At 71.5% G+C, this 20,104-nt stretch carries 20 protein-coding genes and 1 pseudogene; 10 read left to right on the top strand and 11 right to left on the bottom strand.

Annotated elements, in window-relative coordinates; all coding sequences use genetic code 11:
- Window positions 1-16 precede the first annotated feature (16 nt).
- From ACFU97_RS35375 to ACFU97_RS35390, 4 genes and pseudogenes are all read left to right on the top strand, one after another.
- On the top strand, window positions 17-2,530 hold the full coding sequence (locus tag ACFU97_RS35375) for a DEAD/DEAH box helicase (RefSeq protein ID WP_384264749.1): 2,514 nt from the start codon (window positions 17-19) through the stop codon (window positions 2,528-2,530).
- A gap of 19 nt (window positions 2,531-2,549) precedes the next feature.
- On the top strand, window positions 2,550-3,416 hold the full coding sequence (locus ACFU97_RS35380; RefSeq protein WP_384264750.1) for an acyl-CoA thioesterase: 867 nt from the start codon (window positions 2,550-2,552) through the stop codon (window positions 3,414-3,416).
- Window positions 3,417-3,676: 260 nt separating this feature from the next.
- Window positions 3,677-4,438 (top strand): SDR family NAD(P)-dependent oxidoreductase, encoded by a 762-nt coding sequence (locus tag ACFU97_RS35385; protein WP_384264751.1) that lies wholly within the window; start codon window positions 3,677-3,679, stop codon window positions 4,436-4,438.
- 107 nt (window positions 4,439-4,545) lie between these two features.
- Window positions 4,546-4,701, top strand: a pseudogene (locus ACFU97_RS35390) (alpha/beta hydrolase); the annotation flags it as partial.
- 77 nt (window positions 4,702-4,778) lie between these two features.
- On the opposite strand, the gene ACFU97_RS35395 reads toward ACFU97_RS35390, so the two are convergent.
- From ACFU97_RS35395 to ACFU97_RS35405, 3 genes are all read right to left on the bottom strand, one after another.
- Window positions 4,779-5,768, bottom strand: a complete 990-nt coding sequence (locus ACFU97_RS35395) for an ornithine cyclodeaminase family protein (protein ID WP_384264789.1) — start codon at window positions 5,766-5,768, stop codon at window positions 4,779-4,781.
- A gap of 122 nt (window positions 5,769-5,890) precedes the next feature.
- Window positions 5,891-6,892: a DUF6397 family protein gene (locus ACFU97_RS35400; protein ID WP_384264753.1), complete on the bottom strand. Its 1,002-nt coding sequence runs from the start codon at window positions 6,890-6,892 to the stop codon at window positions 5,891-5,893.
- A 135-nt stretch (window positions 6,893-7,027) separates the two neighbouring features.
- Window positions 7,028-7,441, bottom strand: coding sequence for a roadblock/LC7 domain-containing protein (locus ACFU97_RS35405; RefSeq protein ID WP_384264754.1), 414 nt, complete (start codon window positions 7,439-7,441; stop codon window positions 7,028-7,030).
- Window positions 7,442-7,534: 93 nt separating this feature from the next.
- Between ACFU97_RS35405 and ACFU97_RS35410 the strand changes: the two genes are divergently transcribed.
- A complete protein-coding gene (locus ACFU97_RS35410) occupies window positions 7,535-7,963 on the top strand; it encodes a PPOX class F420-dependent oxidoreductase (RefSeq protein WP_384264756.1) in 429 nt (142 codons plus the stop codon).
- Between the two features lie 69 nt (window positions 7,964-8,032).
- Here the strand turns inward: ACFU97_RS35410 and ACFU97_RS35415 are convergent, their stop codons facing one another.
- The 5 genes from ACFU97_RS35415 to ACFU97_RS35435 form a co-directional block, all read right to left on the bottom strand.
- Entirely contained in the window at window positions 8,033-8,638 is a 606-nt protein-coding gene (locus tag ACFU97_RS35415) for an ATP/GTP-binding protein (protein WP_384264758.1), read from the bottom strand.
- A 76-nt stretch (window positions 8,639-8,714) separates the two neighbouring features.
- Window positions 8,715-9,128 (bottom strand): DUF742 domain-containing protein, encoded by a 414-nt coding sequence (locus tag ACFU97_RS35420; protein ID WP_384264790.1) that lies wholly within the window; start codon window positions 9,126-9,128, stop codon window positions 8,715-8,717.
- 232 nt (window positions 9,129-9,360) lie between these two features.
- Entirely contained in the window at window positions 9,361-9,798 is a 438-nt protein-coding gene (locus ACFU97_RS35425; RefSeq protein ID WP_384264760.1) for a roadblock/LC7 domain-containing protein, read from the bottom strand.
- A complete protein-coding gene (locus ACFU97_RS35430; RefSeq protein ID WP_384264762.1) occupies window positions 9,795-12,314 on the bottom strand; it encodes a nitrate- and nitrite sensing domain-containing protein in 2,520 nt (839 codons plus the stop codon). The genes ACFU97_RS35425 and ACFU97_RS35430 overlap by 4 nt, the downstream gene beginning before the upstream one ends.
- A 37-nt stretch (window positions 12,315-12,351) precedes the next feature.
- Window positions 12,352-13,125, bottom strand: a complete 774-nt coding sequence (locus tag ACFU97_RS35435; RefSeq protein WP_384264763.1) for an MHYT domain-containing protein — start codon at window positions 13,123-13,125, stop codon at window positions 12,352-12,354.
- A 152-nt stretch (window positions 13,126-13,277) separates the two neighbouring features.
- On the opposite strand from ACFU97_RS35435, the gene ACFU97_RS35440 reads away from it, so the two are divergent.
- A complete protein-coding gene (locus tag ACFU97_RS35440) occupies window positions 13,278-13,877 on the top strand; it encodes a class I SAM-dependent methyltransferase (RefSeq protein ID WP_384264765.1) in 600 nt (199 codons plus the stop codon).
- A 34-nt stretch (window positions 13,878-13,911) separates the two neighbouring features.
- On the opposite strand, the gene ACFU97_RS35445 is transcribed toward ACFU97_RS35440, so the two are convergent.
- Complete coding sequence (locus ACFU97_RS35445; RefSeq protein ID WP_384264766.1) at window positions 13,912-14,667, bottom strand: alpha/beta fold hydrolase; 756 nt, start codon at window positions 14,665-14,667, stop codon at window positions 13,912-13,914.
- 126 nt (window positions 14,668-14,793) lie between these two features.
- Between ACFU97_RS35445 and ACFU97_RS35450 the strand changes: the two genes are divergently transcribed.
- From ACFU97_RS35450 to ACFU97_RS35465, 4 genes are all read left to right on the top strand, one after another.
- Entirely contained in the window at window positions 14,794-15,318 is a 525-nt protein-coding gene (locus ACFU97_RS35450) for a PadR family transcriptional regulator (RefSeq protein ID WP_384264767.1), read from the top strand.
- 124 nt (window positions 15,319-15,442) lie between these two features.
- Window positions 15,443-15,739 carry a hypothetical protein gene (locus ACFU97_RS35455; RefSeq protein ID WP_384264791.1) on the top strand — a complete coding sequence of 99 codons (297 nt, stop codon included), beginning with the start codon at window positions 15,443-15,445 and terminating at the stop codon, window positions 15,737-15,739.
- Window positions 15,740-15,878: 139 nt separating this feature from the next.
- Entirely contained in the window at window positions 15,879-16,799 is a 921-nt protein-coding gene (locus ACFU97_RS35460) for a hypothetical protein (RefSeq protein ID WP_384264769.1), read from the top strand.
- A 307-nt stretch (window positions 16,800-17,106) separates the two neighbouring features.
- A complete protein-coding gene (locus tag ACFU97_RS35465) occupies window positions 17,107-18,498 on the top strand; it encodes a tannase/feruloyl esterase family alpha/beta hydrolase (RefSeq protein ID WP_384264770.1) in 1,392 nt (463 codons plus the stop codon).
- Window positions 18,499-18,514: 16 nt separating this feature from the next.
- Here ACFU97_RS35465 and ACFU97_RS35470 read toward each other — a convergent pair whose 3' ends face one another.
- Entirely contained in the window at window positions 18,515-18,697 is a 183-nt protein-coding gene (locus tag ACFU97_RS35470; protein WP_384264772.1) for a hypothetical protein, read from the bottom strand.
- 131 nt (window positions 18,698-18,828) lie between these two features.
- Complete coding sequence (locus tag ACFU97_RS35475; protein WP_384264773.1) at window positions 18,829-19,884, bottom strand: acyl-CoA desaturase; 1,056 nt, start codon at window positions 19,882-19,884, stop codon at window positions 18,829-18,831.
- Window positions 19,885-20,104: the final 220 nt, after the last annotated feature.

Below are 20,104 nucleotides of genomic sequence, written 5' to 3' on the forward strand. Positions count from 1 at the left end.
CAGGCAAGATGGGTGCGTGACCCTTATCGATCAGCTCCCGCCGACCGCCGACCCCGACGCTCTCTACGAGGCCTTCGAGTCGTACGCCGAGGAGCGCGGTCTCACGCTCTATCCGCACCAGGAGGAGGCGCTGATCGAGGTGGTCTCCGGCGCGAACGTGATCGTGTCGACGCCCACCGGCTCCGGCAAGAGCATGATCGCGGCGGGCGCGCACTTCGCCGCGCTGGCCCGGGACGAGGTCACCTTCTACACGGCCCCGATCAAGGCGCTGGTCTCGGAGAAGTTCTTCGAGCTGTGCAAGCTGTTCGGCACCGAGAACGTCGGCATGCTGACCGGCGACGCGTCCGTCAACGCCGACGCGCCCGTCATCTGCTGCACCGCCGAGGTGCTGGCCTCGATCGCGCTGCGCGACGGCAAGAACGCCGACGTCGGCCAGGTCGTCATGGACGAGTTCCACTTCTACGCCGAGGGAGACCGCGGCTGGGCCTGGCAGATCCCGATCCTGGAGCTGCCGCAGGCGCAGTTCGTCCTGATGTCCGCCACGCTCGGCGACGTGTCGATGTTCGAGGAGGACCTCACCCGGCGCACCGGCCGCCCCACCTCGGTGGTCCGCTCGGCGACCCGTCCGGTGCCCCTGTCCTACTCCTACGAGCTCACCCCGCTCACCGAGACCCTGACCGAGCTGCTGGCGACCAAGCAGGCCCCGGTCTACATCGTGCACTTCACGCAGGCGCAGGCCGTGGAGCGGGCGCAGGCGCTGATGAGCATCAACATGTGCACGCGCGAGGAGAAGGACCAGATCGCCGAGCTGATCGGCAACTTCCGCTTCACCACCAAGTTCGGCCGCAACCTCTCGCGCTACGTCCGGCACGGCATCGGCGTGCACCACGCCGGCATGCTGCCCAAGTACCGGCGCCTGGTGGAGAAGCTCGCCCAGGCCGGCCTGCTGAAGGTCATCTGCGGCACGGACACCCTCGGCGTCGGCGTCAACGTCCCCATCCGCACGGTGCTGTTCACCGCGCTGACCAAGTACGACGGCAACCGCGTGCGCACGCTGCGCGCCCGCGAGTTCCACCAGATCGCGGGGCGCGCCGGACGGGCCGGCTTCGACACGGCGGGCTACGTCGTCGCGCAGGCGCCGGAGCACGTCATCGAGAACGAGAAGGCGCTCGCCAAGGCCGGCGACGACCCGAAGAAGCGCCGCAAGGTCGTCCGCAAGAAGGCGCCCGAGGGCTTCGTCGGCTGGACGGAGAACACCTTCGAGAAGCTCATCGCCTCCGACCCCGAGCCGCTGACCTCCCGCTTCCGCGTCACGCACACGATGCTGCTGTCGGTCATCGCCCGTCCCGGCAACGCCTTCGACGCGATGCGCCATCTGCTGGAGGACAACCACGAGCCGCGCAAGCAGCAGCTCCGGCACATCCGGCGGGCGATCGCCATCTACCGCTCCCTGCTGGACGGCGGCATCGTCGAGAAGCTCGACGAGCCGGACCCGACGGGCCGTATCGTCCGCCTCACCGTGGACCTGCAGCAGGACTTCGCGCTCAACCAGCCGCTGTCCACGTTCGCGCTCGCCGCCTTCGAACTCCTCGACCCCGACTCGCCGTCCTACGCCCTGGACATGGTCTCCGTCGTGGAGTCCACGCTGGACGATCCGCGGCAGATCCTCGTCGCCCAGCTGAACAAGGCCAAGGGCGAGGCGGTGGCCGCGATGAAGGCGGACGGCGTCGAGTACGAGGAGCGCATGGAGCGCCTCCAGGACATCAGCTACCCCAAGCCCCTGGAGGAGCTGCTCTTCCACGCCTACAACACCTACCGCAAGAGCCACCCCTGGGTGGGCGACCACCCGCTGTCGCCGAAGTCCGTGATCCGCGACATGTACGAACGGGCCATGTCCTTCACGGAGTTGGTCTCCTTCTACGAGCTCGCCCGCACCGAGGGCATCGTGCTGCGCTACCTCGCCAGCGCCTACAAGGCCCTTGACCACAACATCCCGGACGACCTCAAGTCCGAGGACCTTCAGGACCTCATCGAGTGGCTCGGCGAGATGGTCCGCCAGGTCGACTCCAGCCTGCTCGACGAGTGGGAGCAGCTGGCCAACCCTGAGGTGATGACCGCCGAGGAGGCCCAGGAGAAGGCCGACGAGGTCAAGCCCGTCACCAGCAACGCCCGCGCCTTCCGGGTCCTGGTCCGCAACGCCATGTTCCGCCGCGTCGAGCTCGCCGCCCTCGACAACGTCGACGAGCTGGGCGACATGGACGCCGACGCCGGCTGGGACGCGGACGCGTGGGGCGAGGCGATGGACAGGTACTGGGACGAGTACGAGGACCTGGGCACCGGCCCCGACGCCCGCGGCCCCAAGCTGCTGCGCATCGAGGAGGACGCGGAGCACGGCCTGTGGCGCGTACGCCAGACCTTCGCCGATCCGAACGGCGACCACGACTGGGGCATCAGCGCGGAGATCGACCTCGCGGCCTCGGACGCGGAGGGTCGCGCGGTCGTCCGCGTCACCGACGTCGGCCAGCTGTGAGCCAAGGAGAGATTCCCGCATGACGAACCCGGCCGAGCGCCTCGTCGACCTGCTCGACCTGGAGCAGATCGAGGTCAACATCTTCCGGGGCCGCAGCCCGCAGGAGTCCCTGCAGCGGGTCTTCGGCGGCCAGGTGGCGGGCCAGGCGCTGGTCGCCGCCGCCCGCACCACGGAGGCCGACCGCCCGGTGCACTCGCTGCACGCGTACTTCCTGCGCCCAGGCCGCCCGGGCGTGCCGATCGTGTACCAGGTGGAACGGGTGCGCGACGGCAGGTCGTTCACGACCCGCCGGGTCACCGCCGTGCAGCAGGGCCGCACGATCTTCAATCTCACCGCCTCCTTCCACAAGCCCGAGCTGGCTTCGTTCGAGCACCAGCTGCCGCCGGCCCGCAAGGTCCCGGACCCGGAGTCGCTGCCGACGGTCACCGAGGAGATCCGGGAGCATCTGGGCGCCCTGCCCGAGCAGTACGAGCGGATGGCGCGGCGCCAGCCCTTCGACATCCGCTACGTGGACCGGCTGCGCTGGACCGTGGAGGAGGCCAAGGACGCCGAGCCGCGCAGCGCCGTATGGATGCGCGCGGTCGGCCCCCTCGGCGACGACCCGGTCGTCCACACCTGCGCCCTGACCTACGCCAGCGACATGACCCTCCTGGACGCGGTCCGCATCCCGGTCGAACCTCTCTGGGGCCCCCGGAGCTTCGACATCGCGTCCCTGGACCACGCCATGTGGTTCCACCGCCCCTTCCGCGCGGACGAGTGGTTCCTCTACGACCAGGAGTCCCCGATCGCCACAGGCGGCCGCGGCCTGGCCCGCGGCCGAATCTACGACGTGGAGGGCCGACTGCTGGTGTCGGTGGTACAGGAGGGGTTGTTCCGGGCGCTGTAGCGCGGGCGGTTCGGCCCCCAGCACACCCTCGCCCACAGGGCGGGGTGCAAGCTGTACTCGGGTCTCGGCACGCGCTGTGACCTGGTTGCCTGCGCTGGGACGCTTGTTGCAGAGGGGCAGCTGTCCATGACCGTAGGTTCGCCGACCAGGAGATTGCCCGTGCCGCACTGCCGTGTTGCCGTACTGGCCGCGCCCGCCCGCCGCCGTGTGCCGGCGGGCCACGGGCCGGCAGGGACAGTCCATGGCGCGGGGGTCGCACGATGAGGGCGGTCCTGGTGACCGGGGGCTCGCGGGGCATCGGCCGGGCTGTCGCGTTGGCGTTCGCCCAGGGCGGCGATCGGGTTGCGGTGCAGTACGCGGGCAACCGTGACGATGCCGAGGAGACTCTGCGCCAACTGCCCGGCGAGGGACACGTGCTGCTGCAGGCCGACCTTGGCGAGCCGGACGCCGCTGAACAGCTCGTCTCTCGGGCGGTTGCCGGCCTGGGATCGGTGGATGTCCTGATCAACAACGCGGGTGTAGCGCCGACGGAGGCCAACCGCCACCCCGTCGCCGACACCCCACTCGCGGACTGGCAGCGCGTATGGCGGCGCATGGTCGACGTGAACCTGCTCGCCCCGGCCGACCTGTGCTGGGCCGTTGCCCGGCACCTGATCGAGCGTGGGGCCGGGGGCGCCATCGTCAATGTCGGCTCCCGCGGCGCGTTCCGGGGAGAGCCGGAGTTTCCGGCGTACGGGACGACCAAGGCCGCCCTGCACGCTCTCGGCCAGTCACTGGCGGTCGCGCTGGCGCCGCACGGCATCGCGGTCACCTCCGTCGCTCCGGGCTTCGTGGCCACGGAACGCCAGGCGGCCAAACTGGCTGGGCCAGAGGGCGAACGCCTGCGTGCGGAGAGCCCGTTCGGCAGGGTCGGCACACCGGAGGAGATCGCCGCCACCGTGCACTTCCTGGCGTCGCCCGCGGCCATGTGGGCCTCGGGCACCATCGTGGACCTGAACGGTGCGTCCCACCTGCGCGGCTGATGAATTGGGACATGGCTTCCGTACCACCGCGTTACGGATTTGTCGGGCACGGTGAGCCACTCATAGCGTCGAACCATGAGGGATGACACGACCGAACAACGAACGGGACGATCGCCACCGCGCTCCACGACAGGATGGTCGCGGAGGCCGACGCACGCACACCCGGCAACCGCTTCCGCGTACACAACTTTCCCGAGGCGTCACACATAGGCCCTCGGGATCCCGCCTCCATCGCAGCAGTCCTGGACACAATCGCGGCCTAGGCGCAGCCTGGTCGACCCCGTTGCGGACCGACGATCGGCCTGACCCGTGGTGGGGCGATCCCCTTCTGATCTCGGCTTCACTGCAGAGTGATCTCCTCCCCGATCGATTGCCCGCGGGCGGCCGCGAGGACCAGGGCCGTGGCCGCGGCGTCCTGTACGGCCACACCGACCGACTTGTAAAGGGTGATCTGATCCGGCGCGGTGCGGCCCGATGCGCTGCCTGCGACGAGTTCGCCCAGCTCGGCGTGCACGTGATCGGCCGTGATGAGGCCGTCGCGGATCGGCATGAGCAGGTCGTTGCTGCCCGCGGGCAGCGGGGCGAGCACGGCTTGGCGGGACTCGACGCACACCAGCGCCTCGGCGACCGTGGCGTCGTCGATCTCGCGGCCGGCCGGGTTGTAACCCACCGACGTGACGTGCACTCCGGGTGTCAGCCATGAGCGGCGGATCACGGGTTCGACGGCGTGGGTCGTCGCGGCGGCGATGTCCGCGCCGTCCAGCGCCTCGGCGTAGCCGGAGGCGGCCTGCACGTCGACCTCGAGGGCGGAGGAGAGTTCCTCCGCCAGGGCAGCGGCTCTCGCCGGGTCCCGGCCGGCCACGCGGATCTGCCGGATCGGGCGGACCCGGCAGATCGCGTGAGCGTGGGACCGGGCCTGCACGCCGGTGCCCAGCACGGCCAGCACCGACGCGTCCTCGCGGGCCAGCAGCCGCGCCGACAGCGCGGAGCACGCGGCGGTCCGTGCCGCGGTGATGGCCGTACCGTCGAGCAGCGCAGCAGGTTCGCCGGTGTCCGGATCGAACGCCACGATCAGCGCCTGATGGGTCGGCAACTTGGCCGGGTCGTTGTGCGGGAAGAGCGACACCAGCTTGGTCATGAGCGCACCGGCCGACGGCAGGAAGCCCGGCATGGCCGCCAGGAATCCGTCGTGTTCGGGCACCAGGGCGGCGACGCGATCGGGCACCGAGGCACGGCCCGCACTGAGGTCTGCCATCGCCGGGGCCAGGGCATTGATCAGCGAATCCATGTCGAGCAATTCCTCGACCTGCGAACGGCTCAGCACCAGCATGCGCTTCAACCTCCTGTTTCCGGTCATTCGGCCGGCGAACGCACAGCCAAAGCGTCGAGCATCGGCCGCCGTCGCCCCGGTCACGACACGCCCCACTACCTGAGCACGTTCGGTGAGCGACGTCAGTTGGTACAGGTGCGGCTCGAACTGCCGGAGGGCCTGCATGTTCCCGTCCGGCCGACGCTCGGCTCGGTGTCGCGAAGCAGCCACCGCAGCAGGCCGCGTGAGCGCGGCGGTTCCTCGGGGACCGGCGGAATCCGGTCCGCAGGCGGAGCCAGTCTGGCGCGCGGCGGCTCGGGCGCCGAGCACGACGGCGTCGGCGTCGGGCGCGATCCGGACGCCGGGCGCGGCGCCGGCTGGAGTGCGCGCGCCTCCGTCACCGCCTGGGCCAGATCCGCTCGCAGCCAGCTGATCTCGTCCGGGTCCTGCGCCATGGCAAGGCTCTCCGCCAGTTGCGCGGCGGGCGAGCCGGGGGCGCCGTGCGCGGTCGGCCTGGGCCGGAACCGGTTCAAGTGGGCGCGCTCGTAAGGATCCTGAACGATCTCCGCGACCTGGACGTCGTCGAGCTGGGAGGCCACGGCCGCCGCGTAGGCCCACGGGTGGTCGCCGGCCTGCCGCCGCAGGAAGCCGAGATGCCGGCCCCGCCAGGTCCGGGGACGTAGATCCAGTCCTGTCTCCAGCCGGTCCCTCTGGTCGGAGGGCGTGCGGCCTCCGAGCAGGGATTCGTTGGTGTCGTCGGCCGCGAACTGCCCTAGCTCTTCGGCCAGATAGAGCCAGACGACGGCACGGTAGCGGTTCAGGTAGAACCTCACCGGGACGACGACGCCTAGGCGGGCCAGCCGGGTGAACCTGCCGTAGGAGACGCCGAGCAGTTCCGCGCCCTTCCTGGACCCCACGGCTTCGACGCTCTTCTTCAGGACCTCGGGATATCCCTCCTCGGCGCACAGACGGCCGATCTCGGTGCGGGCGATCCGTAGGCCCCCGCCCCCTGCGTCGGGCACGGCGCGGATGAGGCCGAGGTTCACGGCGAGGTCGAACTCCCCTCGCCTGAGTCCTAGTTCGCGCGCCGCCCGGCTCGGTGTGCAGAAGGTGCTGTGCGCCTGCGTGACGGTGTTGCCTGACATGGTCGGTCTCCCCCGTGGAGTGCGTGCTCCGCGCCGTCCGCGCGGCCTCGGAAAAAACCGTAGCCGCTTCGGCGGATCTTGTGGCGGGCCTGTGGACAACTCCACGGGAGACGACGAAACCGCAGGTCAGGAGTGTCAGGAGTCTGAAGGCGGGAAAATCTCGGGCTGCCGGGTCTCCACGTCGAGGCGCTCCCCGACCCGGTTGACGAGGAGGGTCATCTCGTAGGCGATCTGGCCGATGTCGGCCTCCGCGCCGGCCAGTACGCACAGGCAGCTGCTGTTTCCGGCGGCGGTCACGAACAGCACCGCGTCGTCGAACTCGACCATCGTCTGGCGCACTCTGCCCGCGCCGAAGTGGCGTCCCGAGCCCTTGGCCAGGCTGTGCAGCCCGGACGAGACGGCGGCGAGGTGCTCGGCGTCCTCGCGCCGCAGCCCTGTGCTCGCTCCCGTGACCAGCCCGTCGTTGGACAGCACCAAGGCGTGCCGTACATGCTCGACACGCTCGGTCAGATCGTCCAGCAGCCAGTCAAGCCCCTGGTTCTGCGCCATGTTCCGGTCTCCCCGTGTGACGACTCCCCCTGGCCGGAGGATCTCTTCGCCAGCCTTCCCCACCACCGGCCCACGGGCAAGGAGGATAGGTCCATGGCTCAGAAGATGACCGAGGAAGAGTGGCGGGCGTTCCTCTCGCACGGCACCCGCACCGCGAAGCTGGCGACCGTCCGGGCGGACGGCAGCCCGCATGTGACGCCGATCTGGTTCGTGCTCGACGGCGACGACCTGGTGTTCAACACCGGCAGCACGAGCGTGAAGGGACGCAATCTGGTCCGGGACGGCCGCGTCGCCCTGTGTGTCGACGACGACCGGCCGCCCTTCGAGTTCGTCGTGCTGCAGGGCCGGGCCCGGATCTCGGAGGATCCCGGCGAGTTGCGGCACTGGGCAGCCCGCATCGGCGCGCGGTACATGGGTGAGGACCGCGCCGAGGAGTTCGGGGAGCGCAACGGCGTGCCGGGGGAACTCCTGGTCCGCGTGACGATCGAAAAGGTGCTGTCCGAGAAAGGCGTCGCGAGCTGAGGGTGCCGCGCGGTGCCGGAGCTCGCCGGGATCCGTCGGCTGGGTGACATCGCCGGTCCGCCGAACCTGTCAGCCGACCGAGTTGAGCAGCCGGGCGGTGTGCATCCGCCCGGCGTACTCGACGAGGCTGATCAGCACGTCCTTTCCGGACGCGCGGTCCCGGGCGTCGCAGAGCACCACCGGGGTTCCGCTGTCGAGGTCGAGTGCGTGGGAGATGTCCTCGGCCTCGTAAGTGCGGCTGCCCGTAAAGCAGTTGACGGCCACCACGAACGGGATGCTGCGGTGCTCGAAGAAGTCCACCGCCGGGAAGCAGTCCGCGAGGCGTCGGGTGTCGGCCATGACCACGGCGCCGAGCGCCCCGTGCGCCAGCTCGTCCCACAGGAACCAGAAGCGGTCCTGGCCGGGCGTGCCGAAGAGGTAGAGCGAGAGGCCGGACCGGATGGTGATGCGGCCGAAGTCCATGGCGACGGTCGTGGTGACCTTCTGGTCCACGCCGCCGGTGTGGTCCACCGAGCGGCCGGCCTCGCTGAGGAGTTCCTCGGTGCGCAGCGGCCTGATCTCACTCACCGCGCCCACCAGGGTCGTCTTGCCCACGCCGAAGCCGCCGGCGACCAGGATCTTCAGCGCCAGCGGGGATGTGTCGCCACTGTCCGCGTCGGAGTACTCGAAGGCCATCGCTCACTTCTCTCGGGAGAGCCGGCACGTGCCGGCGCAACTGGGCATCATCACAACTTCGTTCCCTCCGGGAGGGCTACAGCGCTCGCAGCCCTTCGATCACCTCGCGCAGGATGTGTGCGTCGGTGTGCTGCCCGGGCGGTACCGGACGGCTGACGGTGACGCAGCCGAGCTCCAGCAGGTCGCCCAGGAGCACCCGGACCACACCCACCGGCAGGTCCGCGCCCGCGCCGAGTTCCGCGACCGACTGGGTCTGCGCGCGGCACAGTTCGATCAGGGCCCAGTGCTCCGGCCCGAGCCCCGCGTCGTTGTCGAAACGTGGCGCGCCCGGGTCCAGGGCGACCTGGGCGATCAGGTCGAGACGGACTCCGGTGGGGCCGGGCCGGGTGCGTCCGCCCGTCATGGCGTACGGGCGGACGAGCGGCCCCGCCTCGCCGTCGTACCACTGGCTGCCCGGCACGCGCGGGCCGCCGGTCCCGTTCCGGTCCACCGGGCCGCCGGTCCTGTCCTGACTCACCGGGCCGCCGGTCCTGTCCTGGCTCACCGGGCCACGGCTCCTGTGCCGGCTCACCCAGTCGCCGGTTCCGTCCTCGTTCACCGGACCACGACTCCTGTCCTGGCTCACCGGGCCGCCGCCGGGTCTGTCCTGGCTCATGGGTGCGCCTCACCTGGCCCCGACCGGTCCCACCACTCCCACTGTTCCCACTGCTCCCCACCCCGCCTCACCGGCCGGCGGGCGGGCGCGCGGTGGCGCGCGTCGGCGTGTACAGGTGCTCGCCGACGCGTTTGACCAGCCGTGCCATCTCGTACGCCACCAGGCCGATGTCGGCGGTCACGGCGGTGAGCACGGCGAGGCAGGAGCCGTCGCCCGCGGCGGCCACGAACAGGAAGCCGTCGTCCATCTCCACCATGGTCTGGCGCACCTCGCCCGTGCCGAAGTGCCGCCCCGCGCCCTTGGCGAGGCTGTGGAAGCCGGAGGCCACCGCGGCGAGGTGTTCGGCGTCCTCGCGGCGCAGGTCGGTCGAGGCGCCCACGGCGAGGCCGTCGTTGGAGAGCACCACGGCGTGCCGCACCTCGCCCACGCGCAGCACCAAGTCGTCCAGCAGCCAGTCGAGTTCGCCGGATCGCCGGGCGGCTCTCGGGCTCGGGTCCTGGATCATGCGCGGTCTCCTTCGCTGCTGTCGCTGCGTGGTGCGGGATCCGGTCCGGCGCCGCGGCCGGGCTGCCTGCCGCCGCCGCGCCGCCAGCCGTCGCGGTAGGCCGCGATGCGTTCGCGTACGACGTCGGGGGTGCGCCGGTCCTCGCGCGGGGAGGCCGGTGAGGCCGCCGTCCGGTCCGGCTCCTCGGTGCGCCGGGCGCGCAGTTGCGGGGCGAGGTTCGCCTGACGTACGCGGCGAGGCAGGTCTTCGGACTCTTCGGTGTCCACCGGGGGACGGTGCAGGCGCAAGGTGGTCACTCCGGGAGGTTGAGGGTCGGACGTGGTCTCCGCCGCGCCCGGCAGGTGCGCCACCAGCGCGGGCCGTTCGGCCGTCGCCGGGACGGACTCCTGGTGCGGTACGGCATCGGGTGTGCGCGCGTACGCGCGTGCCACGGCCGGCGATGCCTCCGCGGTCTGCTCCGCCGCGCGTTCGGCGGCGCCCTCGTGCAGCAGCGCCGTGGGCAGCAGCACGACCGCGGTGGTGCCGCCGTAGGGTGACGTGCGCAGGTGCACCTTGATGCCCTGGCGAGTCGCGAGCCTGCTGACCACGAAGAGGCCGAGCCGGTCGCCGTCGAAGAGGTCGAGCGTCTCGGACTCCTCGATGCGGCGGTTGGCGTCGGCCAGGGTCTGCGTGCCCATGCCCAGGCCGCGGTCCTCGACCTCGATGACGTAGCCGTTGCCGACGGGTTCGCCGATGACGCGCACGCGCGTGTGGGGCGGCGAGAACTGCGCCGCGTTCTCGATCAGTTCGGCCAGCAGGTGGGTGAGGTCGGCGACGGCCGCGCCGATGACGGACGCCACGGGGAACTGCCGTACCTCCACGCGCGCGTAGTCCTCGACCTCGGACACGGCCGCGCGCACCACGTTCGTCAGCGGGACCGGCATGCGCCACGCCCGGCCCGGTGCCGCCCCGGACAGGATGATCAGGCTCTCGGCGTGGCGGCGCATGCGGGTGGTGAGGTGGTCGAGCCGGAAGAGGTCGCCGAGTTCGTTCGGATCGTCCGAGCGCCGCTCCATGCTGTCGAGCAGGTTCAGCTGGCGGTGGACGAGTACCTGGCTGCGGCGGGCGAGGTTGACGAAGACCCCGGAGATGCCGCCGGCGAGTTCGGCGCGCTCGACGGCGGCCCGCAGGGCGGCACGGTGCACGGTGCCCAGGGCCTCGGCGACCTGTCCGGCCTCGTCCTCGGCGGGCCGTCCGGGCGGGGCCTCGGCCTGCACGTCGATCGCCTCGCCCGCGCGCAGCTTGCGCATCGCCTCCGGCAGGCTGCGCCGGGCGATCTCCAGGGCGCTGTCGCGCAGGCCCACCAGCTCGACGACGATGCCGCGTCCGATGCGGACCGAGATCGCGAACGCGGTGATGATCGCCAGGAGGCCGAAGAGCACGGCGGCACCGGCCGGGGTGAGCAGGGCGCGGCGGAAGGGGGCTGCCCGGTCCGCCGCGGTGTGTGCCGCCTGGTGCTCGATGCTCCGCATTCCGTCCTGCACACGCGCGTGCGCATCGGTCCAGGGGGTCTCGGGTGCGGCGGTCAGCGGCCCCGGGGTGCCCTCGACGGCGGCGTTCTCCGCGGTGGCGAGGGCGGTGTACGCGCTGCCGCCGGCGAGCGTGTGCCAGGCGTCGCGCTGCGGTCCGCGCAGATCGGCGACGGCGGCGACGGTGAGGGCACGGCGGGTGGCGACGGCCCCGGTGAACAGCCGCAGCCGCTCGCCCCTGAGGGCGTCGGCCGGGTGGACGCCCGCGAGGACCGCGTCCTCCTGCGCCAACGCCTCACCCGCGCGGGAGAGTTCGAGCAGCACGCGCGCGTCCGTCCCGGTGCCGCCGTCCTGGATGCCGGTGAGCGCGCCGTCCACGCCGAAGGCACCGTCGATGATCTTGGTGTACTGGCCGTACGCCGACTCCCAGCCCGCGTGGCCGTCGCGCACGGAGATGCGCAGGGACCGCAGGCCGTCCCCGCCGGCGACGAAGGTCTCGAGCCTTCGGTCGACTCCGCCGGGGAGCTCCTCACCGGCGGCGACCGTGTGGTCGCCGCCGAGCCGCAGCCGGTCGACGGCCTTGTCGGTGCGGCCGGCGAGCTTGCGGTAGGCGGCGCACTGTCCGGCTGCCGGGTCGCTCGCGCAGCGCACCGCGGCCGTGCGCTCGTCCTGCAGGGCGGCGACGGCGTTGGCGAGCGGGGTGCGGATCTGGGCGTCGACGCGCTGCACCTGCCTCAGGCGCGCGATGTCCTGCGCGGTGGTGACGGTGGCGTACGACCACAGCGCCAGCAGCGAGACCACCGGCACCATCAGCAGGCAGACGATCTTCGCGCGCACCGTGCGCGGCCGTATCCGCCAGCGGCTCTCCGGCGCTGGCGTCCCGCCGGTCGCGCCGCCTGCAGGCTCCTCCTGGTCCTCGTCGGCGGGTGCGCCGGCATGGGCGCGACGGCCGCGCACGGGAGGTGGGGGCGACGGATAGGCGCCCGGTGTCCATCGGGGTGTACGCATGGCCTCCTCGCTCGGGCAGGTGGTTGGGGGCGCCGGCCTAGTGGGCGGTGCTTTCGACCGGCCGCCGGTCCGGGGCGGACGCCTCGCGGTCGGCGCTCGTCGGCGACAGCGCGACGAAGGCCGAGGTCAGGAAGAGATAGGAACCGAGGCCGACGGCGAGCGGGAAGATGAACTGCATCGCCACGGCTCCGGGCAGGGGCCGGTCGGACGGCGTGACGTGGACGCTCACCGCGAGCATGCCGGTGTAGTGCATGCTGCTCACCGCCGCGCCCATGATCAGCGAGGCGGCGGTGACGGCCAGCGGTGACTTGGCGTTGAGCCCCGCCCACAGGGCCGCCGTCGCCGCGAGCACGGCGATCACGACGGAGAGCGCCACGAGTGCGGGGTCGTAGTGGACCTGGCCGTGCAGTTGCAGTGCCGCCATGCCCAGGTAGTGCATGCTCGCCACGCCGAGCCCGGTGGTGAGTCCGCCGAGCAGCAGCGCGCGGGTGCGGTCGCGGCCGTGACCGACGGCGAACACGCCGCCGCAGACGACGATCATCGCGACGAGCAGGCTGGCGAGGGTGAGCGGCACGTCGTAGCGGATGTCGGTGCCGCCGACCGCGAATCCGAGCATGGCCACGAAGTGCATGGTCCAGATGCCGGTGGCGATCGCCGAGGCGGCCGTGAGCAGCCAGTTGCGGCGCGAGCGCCCGGTGGCGCCGAGCGCGCGGAGGGTGCAGCGCAGTCCCAGTGCGGCGCCCGTGCACGCCATCGCGTACGACAGCACGGGGGTCAGCCAGCCGAACGCGGCATGGTCCATATGTCCCATGGCCCCGGGACGCTAGACCCACAGAGGGCGCACCAAGGGGGCGCATTTCGAAAGCTGTTGGAAGATGACGCAGAGGTGCAACTGAACGACCGCGTCACGCTCGAACGTGTGCACTGCGGCGTCATCCGTGTCGGTGAGGAATCATGCGGAACATGAGCGACGACCACACACACGTCCAGGAGTTCTTCGGTGCCCGTGCCGCCGACTGGGACAGCCGGTTCCCCGACGACGGCCCGGCCTACGCCGCGGCGGTCGCCGAGATGGGACTGCGCGAGGGCGACCGGGTGCTCGACGCGGGCTGCGGCACCGGCAGGGCCCTGACGCCGCTACGTGCCGCCGTGGGGCCCTCGGGGGTCGTGGTCGGGGCCGATCTGACCCCGGCCATGCTGCAGGCCGCCGTGCGCGCCGGCAGGGACGGCGACGGGCGGCTGCTGCTCGCCGACGTGGCCGCGCTGCCGCTGCGCAGGCACGTCCTCGACGCCGTGTTCGCCGCCGGCCTCATCGCCCACCTGCCCCAGCCGGGCGAGAACCTGCGGGAGCTGGCACGGGTGGTCCGCCCCGGCGGCATGCTGGCACTTTTCCACCCCATCGGCCGGGTGGCACTGGCGGCCCGGCAGGGACGTCAGATCACACCGGAGGACCTGCGGGCCGAGCCCAACCTGCGCCCGCTGCTCGCCGGTTCGGGCTGGCGCATGACGTCCTACGTCGACGAGGACGCCCGCTTCCTCGCGCTGGCCGTACGGGAGGACTGATTCACGGCGCACCGGCCGCACGGAGGACCGAGGCTCAGGAGCGGCCCGCGACCGCCGCCGCGAAGGCGTCGGGGTTGTCGAACATGATGTTGTGGCCCGCGCCCGCCACCGTCACCACGCGCACCCCGGACGCCTCCAGGGCCTCACTGCCCGCGAGTTCGCCACTCAGCTCGCCCTGCAGATACACGCGCTCGATCGGCAGCCCTTCCAGGATCTCCCGCATGGGCGGGGTCGATCCCCGGCGCAGATGCACGGCCGAGCGGTGCAGGGCGCGCGGGTCGGCCAGCCGCATGGTCGCCGCCCACAGGGGGCCGACGTTCTCCAGCACGCGCGCGTGGGCGCCGTCCACGAACTCCTCCTCCGTGTAGGCGGCGATGGTGCTGCTGCCGGCGGCGGCCGGCGGCAGGGGGTCGAGGTTCGCCTCCGTGAGAACGAGCCGGGCGACCAGTTCCGGCCGCCGGTGGGCGAGCACGATGGCGACGGCACCGCCCATGCTGTGCGCCACCAGGTCGCAGCCGGTCAGGCCCGCCGCGTCCAGGGCCACCGCCAGGGCGTCGGCGTGCTCCTCCAGCGTGTAGCCGAAATGCTGAGGGCGGTCGCTGATGCCGTGCCCGGGCAGGTCCACGAACAGGCTGCGCCGGCCCGCGAGTTCGGGGCGGCCTGCGATGTGCGCGTGGTACACGGCCGAGACCGAGCCCAGCCCGTGCACGTACACGCGCGCGGGTTCCTCGCCCGGCGTCTCCGTCCACCGGATGCAGCCGCCCTTGCCGTCGAACTCGGCCTGCCTCATCGCGTCTCCTCCCTCATGGCCCCACGGCCACCTCGGCACGCGCACGACGATACATCGTGACCGATGTATTACGCACACGATGTACCGGGAGTGTGAGGTACAGCGGCTGCAGGAGAGAATGCGGGCATGCTGGAGCTGGCCATCCTCGGATTCCTGTACGACGCCCCGCTGCACGGCTATGAGCTGCGTAAGCGCATCACCGCCCTGACCGGCCATGTGAAGCCCGTCGCCGAAAGCACGCTGTACCCGGCGATCAAGCGCCTGGAGAAGGCCGGCCTGCTGGCGCGTGCCACCGAGCCCGGCGCTGTCGCCGCACCGCGCCACGTCCTGACGCTCACCGAGGAGGGCCGGCGCGAGCTGCGCCGACGGCTGGCGGAGCCCGATCAGCGCGACCTCAGCGACGAGAACCGGTGGTTCACGGTGCTCGCCTTCCTCCGCCACCTCGACGACGCGCCGGCGCAAGCGGCCGTGCTCCGGCGCAGACTGGCATTCCTGGAGGAACCGTCGAGCTTCTTCTACGACGGCGACCGGCCGCTGCGCGCCGAAGAGCTGGACGACCCCTTCCGCCGCGGGGTGCTGACCATCGCGCGTGCGACGTCCCGGGCCGAGCTCAGCTGGCTGCGCGAGACGATCGGGGCACTGGGCGGCTGATCCACTTCTGCTTCACCGTGACGTCCCCCTTCTGCCGCCGGAACTCCAACTCTAGTTTGAGTAGCAGGAGATGAACGATCGAACGATCAGCCGCGGGCAATCACGCCGGGGGAAGGCGGTCAGCATGCTGGGCAGGGTGCGCAAGTTCTGTACAAGATTCCTCAACGCCGTTCGCGCGGACCTGAGCAACGGCCGGGACAAACGTACACACAATCTTTTCGAAGCGGCCGCCGCGTACGTCTCGGCCTGCGCGGAGGACGACCAGGACCGTATCGACGAGGCGGCGGGCTGGGTGTCGCCGGAAGCCTTGTCGTTCGGGGTCAACGAGCTGGCCTGCAGGGCTGTCATCGCCCTGGCGCGGGAGCGTGACGAGTCACCGGGAACGGTCGCCCGCACGCTGCTGGGACTCCCGGCGGCCTGATACGTGTAAGGGCACACGTGGTCGATTCGCCCCGTCCAGCCGGAAAACTGCAGGTCCACGTGTTCTTGCGGGTCGTGACAAGCTGCTTCCGTTCGCACTAGGGTGCGCGCGATCGGATGAAATCCAAGGGGAGGCTGGCATGGCCGGGACGGACGAGGACGCCGTCACCGCCGCGGACGAGGCGCTTTATGTGCTCACGGCGGTACTTCTGACGCCGGCGAAGTTCCCGAGCGTGCTCGGCGACGACTATCCGGAGGCCTGCGCGGCCCTCGGACTCGCGCCGCTCGCGGACGGATACGGCCTGGTGCTCGGTCAGGACGGCGAAGGCGCCCGATGGACCGTCGTGGTCGACGACGTCTCCCTGGTCGCGGTCGCCATCGCCTCCTGGGACTGCGGGATGGAATACGACCTCTCGCCCGACGAGCGGTCGGTCGTCGCCGCCCTGCCGGGCTGGCCCCTCGCGGTCGCCGTCGCGGCGCCCAACGTGCCCGCGCCGCACGACCCCGGCCCCGACGTCGCGGAGGGCCCACCGCTGACACCGCCGGACACGAGCAGGTGGGGACCGGCCCAACGGCGTCTCGGCGCCGACGAGATCGCGCTGCAGTGGGCGATCTGGCGGGAGCAGATCAGCGATGCGGACTTCTCGGTTCCGGGCGGTCCGGACGGCGGCGGCAGCAGCGCGGACGAGGCGTCCGAGTCCACCGAGTCCACCGAGGTCGCAGAACAAGCCGTGGCCGTGGCCGTGAAGGACGAGCCGGCGGAGCAGGACGGTCAGGCGGGCGAGTCCAAGGGGCACGGCGGAGTGCGGCGCGTACTCGCCGAGGCGCGGGCGTATGTGGAATCACCGCCGCCGCTCGGCCGGGTCCGGTCGTCGTTCGCCCCGGGCGACGCGCGGACGCTGCGTGCGGACGGCCCGGGCTGGTCGCTGGTGGCCAGGACCGACGACATCGCGTTCGTCCTGCTCGACGCGGAGCCCGGCGAGGTCCTGCCGGTCGGCCGCGGCCCGGAACTGCCCGGACTCCTGGACGCACTCGAGAAGATGGCCGTACGGCCCATCTGAGTCTCCGTTCGCGTCCCCGCTGACGGGGCGGGGCGGTCAGGACAGTGTTCGCGACGCCTCCGGTCCGCCCCACCGCACACAACGTGGCATGGCCGGTCTCCTGCGCCCTCGGCCGAAATTCCCTCCTCCGTACGGGACTTCATTCACGGGTTCCTGCGCGCGGACCGTGTGCCAAACCGCCATGCGGTAATGGCCTTGAATGTGGTCCCGGCCCATGGATGCCGTCGGGACCGCACCGCACGATGGGGCAGCCCGCGGCGCCCGCTTCCCTGCGGTCGTCTCCCACTCCCCTGCCCCGGAGGCCGTCATGCGCCCGTCCCGCGGTGTTCCACTCGCCGCCGCCACGCTGGTGGCGGCGGCGCTCGCCTGGCCGACCCCCGCCGACGCCACGGCGGTCGGCGGTGAGCATTGCGCCCGCCAGGCGCGCCTGCACGTGCCCGGCGCCGCCTTCCAGCAGACCGCCTGTCTGCCCGATCTGACCACCACGGGACTCGCCGGTACGCGGTACACCGACATGGCCGACCAGGCCGGCCTGACGGCCAAGGCCACCCGCACGCCGTCCGGTGTGCCCGGGGTGCAGATCGACGGCTACTTCCCGGACTCCTCTCACTTCAACCACACTCACGGCTGGCAGCACGACGCCCAGTTCGTGATCCGGCTGCCCGACCACTGGAACGGCGGCCTGGTGGTCACCGGGGCCCCCGGCACCCGTAAGCAGTACGCCACGGACACCGCGATCTCCGACCAGGTCCTCGCCGAGGGCTACGCCTACGCCGCGACCGACAAGGGCAACAGCGGATCCGACTTCTACCGCGACGGAACCCGGCCCGGCGACGCGATCGCCGAGTGGAACGCACGGACCACCCAGCTCACCCGGACCGCCAAGCGCGCGGTCGCCCAGCGCTACGGGCACTCCCCCCGCCACACCTACATGACCGGCATCTCCAACGGCGGCTACCTGACCCGCTGGCAGCTGGAGAACCACCCGGAGCTCTACGACGGCGGCGTGGACTGGGAAGGCGCGCTGTGGACCGCCGACGGTCCCAACCTGCTCACCTCCCTGCCCACCGCCGTGGGCAGAACTCTGGGCAGCGCGAGCGACGAGGACATGTACGCGGTGGGCTTCGCGCGGGGCTCGGAGTTCCTGTGGCCGTACCACGAGAAGGCGTACTGGGGCGTCACGCAGAAGATCTACCGCGCGGAGTTCGACCCGTCCTACGACCCCGCCTGCCCGGGACCGTCCGCGGGCAGCACCACCGACCAGATCCTGTCGCCCTGCGCGAGCGACACGACCTACCACTACGCCTCACGCCCCGCGTCCGTGCACCGGGCCGTAGCCCGGGTGTCGCTGACCGGGCGCATCGGACGGCCGCTGATCACCCTCCACGGCGACCTGGACTCCCTCCTGCCCAAGGCCGCCGACTCGGACGTGTACGCGCGGATGGTCGACGCGAGCGGACGCGGCCCGCTGCACCGCTACTACACGATCCAGGGCGGCACCCATGTCGACGGCCTCTACGACACGTATCCGGACCGGCTGCGACCGATCCTGCCCTGCTACCGCTCGGCGTTCGACACCCTGGTCTCCTGGGTGGAGAAGGGGACCCGGCCGCCCGCGGACCACGCGGTCGCGCGGCCCGCGGGCGGGGACGTGGTCAACTCCTGCGGGGTGGCCGACCCGGCCGATCCCGTGCGGTAGAACGTGCGGCAGGTGGTCAGCGACCGAGCTCCTTGCGGGTGGCGCGGCGCAGCCTGCGCCGCTGTGAGGGGTCCAGCGTGAGGTACGCGGCGGCCGGCACTCCCAGGATGATCAGGAGCGATGCCCACCAGGGCAGCCAGATCAACAGGATGATCCCGACCGCCACACCCCCCGCCGCGATCTTCGCGTTCTTCGACATGTGCGTCGCCTCCTTCGCGGCCACTGCCGCTCTCTGTCCTGAAAACGGACCCGCACCGCCCGCGGTTCCTGACCGCGACCCTGAGACGTCCCTGATGCGCGACCCCGACTCGTCCCTGAGAGGCCGCCCGGTCATTCCGCCCGGAGCGGCTCTCCCACCTCGTGCAGATGACGCAGCGCCTGCCGGTAGGAGTCGACGAGCCCGGTCTCCGCATAGGAGATACCCAACTCCAGGCAGTGCGCGCGCACCAGGGGCTGGGCGAGACGGAGATGGGGCCGGGGCATGCTGGGGAAGAGGTGGTGCTCGATCTGGTAGTTGAGTCCGCCGAGGAACCAGTCGGTCAGAACGCTGCCGCGGATGTTGCGCGAGGTCAGCACCTGCCGGCGCAGGTGCCCCCACCGCTCGCCGTCCGGGTCGGGCATCTCCATGCCCTTGTGGTTGGGGGCGAAGGCCAGCCCCAGGTGCAGGCCGAACAGCGCGTGGTGGAGGGCGGCGAAGGCGAGCGCCTTGCCCGGGGACAGCGAGGTGAGCAGCAAGGTCGCGTACGCGACCACATGGGTCACGAGGAGCAGGCCCTCCACCCTCCGTTCCCGGGGAGGCTGCCGCCGCAGGTCCTGGAAGCCGTGGACCTTCAGGGCGACGCCCTCGAGGAGGGTGAGCGGGAAGAACAGCCAGGCCTGGTTGCGGGTCAGCCAGCGCCTGAAGCCGGTCCGCACCTTGGCCTGCTCACCGGTGAACACCAGGACGTCGGCGACGACGTCGGGGTCCTTGTCGATGTGGTTCGGGTTGGCGTGGTGACGGTTGTGCTTGTCGTTCCACCAGGCGTAGCTCATCCCCAGGAGCAGGTTGCCGTGGATCAGCCCGATGACGCGCGCGGCCGCTTTGCCGGTGGTGATCTGGGAGTGGCCCGCGTCGTGGCCTATGAAGGCCGTACGGGCGCCGAACACGGCCAGCAGCGGGGCCAGCAGGAGCGACCACCATGAATCGCCGATCAGGACGACACCGGTGACGACGGCGGCCAGGGCGAGTGCGTTGGTGGCGATGCGGCGGGCGTACCAGAGGGGACGCCGCTCCAGGAGTCCCTGGCCCCGGACCGTACGCAGGAGAGGTGCGAACTCGCTTCCGCCGGGCGGGGCGTCGCGGATGTTCCGCGGGGGTTCGGCGACGGCTGTGGTGGGCTCGGGCATGTCCGGTCTCCGGCTCTCTCAGGCAACGGGCTGACCTGAGGAAACGTACGAATCAGCGACCCTCCGCGACCATGACGCCACCCCCCGAGTACGGGCGGGGGTCAGCCCGTCGCGCGTAGGGGGGCTGACAACACCCCCGCGCGCGGATCGCGGATCGGGGTGGTGGTCGGCTCTGTCGACCATGGCTGGCCGTGTCCTCGCGTACGACCGCCGCGCCCTC

It is taken from the genome of Streptomyces sp. NPDC057616, from assembly GCF_042800575.1.
Taxonomy (GTDB): domain Bacteria; phylum Actinomycetota; class Actinomycetes; order Streptomycetales; family Streptomycetaceae; genus Streptomyces.

Bases quoted from the DNA above. Each gene is read 5' to 3' on its own strand.
- ACFU97_RS35425 (WP_384264760.1), bottom strand. From the start codon at position 9,798: ATGATCCAGGACCCGAGCCCGAGAGCCGCCCGGCGATCCGGCGAACTC.
- ACFU97_RS35450 (WP_384264767.1), top strand. From the start codon at position 14,794: ATGCTGGAGCTGGCCATCCTCGGATTCCTGTACGACGCCCCGCTGCAC.
- ACFU97_RS35405 (WP_384264754.1), bottom strand. From the start codon at position 7,441: ATGGCGCAGAACCAGGGGCTTGACTGGCTGCTGGACGATCTGACCGAG.
- ACFU97_RS35445 (WP_384264766.1), bottom strand. From the start codon at position 14,667: ATGAGGCAGGCCGAGTTCGACGGCAAGGGCGGCTGCATCCGGTGGACG.
- ACFU97_RS35395 (WP_384264789.1), bottom strand. From the start codon at position 5,768: ATGCTGGTGCTGAGCCGTTCGCAGGTCGAGGAATTGCTCGACATGGAT.
- ACFU97_RS35435 (WP_384264763.1), bottom strand. From the start codon at position 13,125: ATGGGACATATGGACCATGCCGCGTTCGGCTGGCTGACCCCCGTGCTG.
- ACFU97_RS35415 (WP_384264758.1), bottom strand. From the start codon at position 8,638: ATGGCCTTCGAGTACTCCGACGCGGACAGTGGCGACACATCCCCGCTG.
- ACFU97_RS35465 (WP_384264770.1), top strand. From the start codon at position 17,107: ATGCGCCCGTCCCGCGGTGTTCCACTCGCCGCCGCCACGCTGGTGGCG.
- ACFU97_RS35400 (WP_384264753.1), bottom strand. From the start codon at position 6,892: ATGTCAGGCAACACCGTCACGCAGGCGCACAGCACCTTCTGCACACCG.
- ACFU97_RS35470 (WP_384264772.1), bottom strand. From the start codon at position 18,697: ATGTCGAAGAACGCGAAGATCGCGGCGGGGGGTGTGGCGGTCGGGATC.
- ACFU97_RS35410 (WP_384264756.1), top strand. From the start codon at position 7,535: ATGGCTCAGAAGATGACCGAGGAAGAGTGGCGGGCGTTCCTCTCGCAC.
- ACFU97_RS35475 (WP_384264773.1), bottom strand. From the start codon at position 19,884: ATGCCCGAGCCCACCACAGCCGTCGCCGAACCCCCGCGGAACATCCGC.
- ACFU97_RS35430 (WP_384264762.1), bottom strand. From the start codon at position 12,314: ATGCGTACACCCCGATGGACACCGGGCGCCTATCCGTCGCCCCCACCT.
- ACFU97_RS35460 (WP_384264769.1), top strand. From the start codon at position 15,879: ATGGCCGGGACGGACGAGGACGCCGTCACCGCCGCGGACGAGGCGCTT.
- ACFU97_RS35380 (WP_384264750.1), top strand. From the start codon at position 2,550: ATGACGAACCCGGCCGAGCGCCTCGTCGACCTGCTCGACCTGGAGCAG.
- ACFU97_RS35385 (WP_384264751.1), top strand. From the start codon at position 3,677: ATGAGGGCGGTCCTGGTGACCGGGGGCTCGCGGGGCATCGGCCGGGCT.
- ACFU97_RS35455 (WP_384264791.1), top strand. From the start codon at position 15,443: ATGCTGGGCAGGGTGCGCAAGTTCTGTACAAGATTCCTCAACGCCGTT.
- ACFU97_RS35440 (WP_384264765.1), top strand. From the start codon at position 13,278: ATGAGCGACGACCACACACACGTCCAGGAGTTCTTCGGTGCCCGTGCC.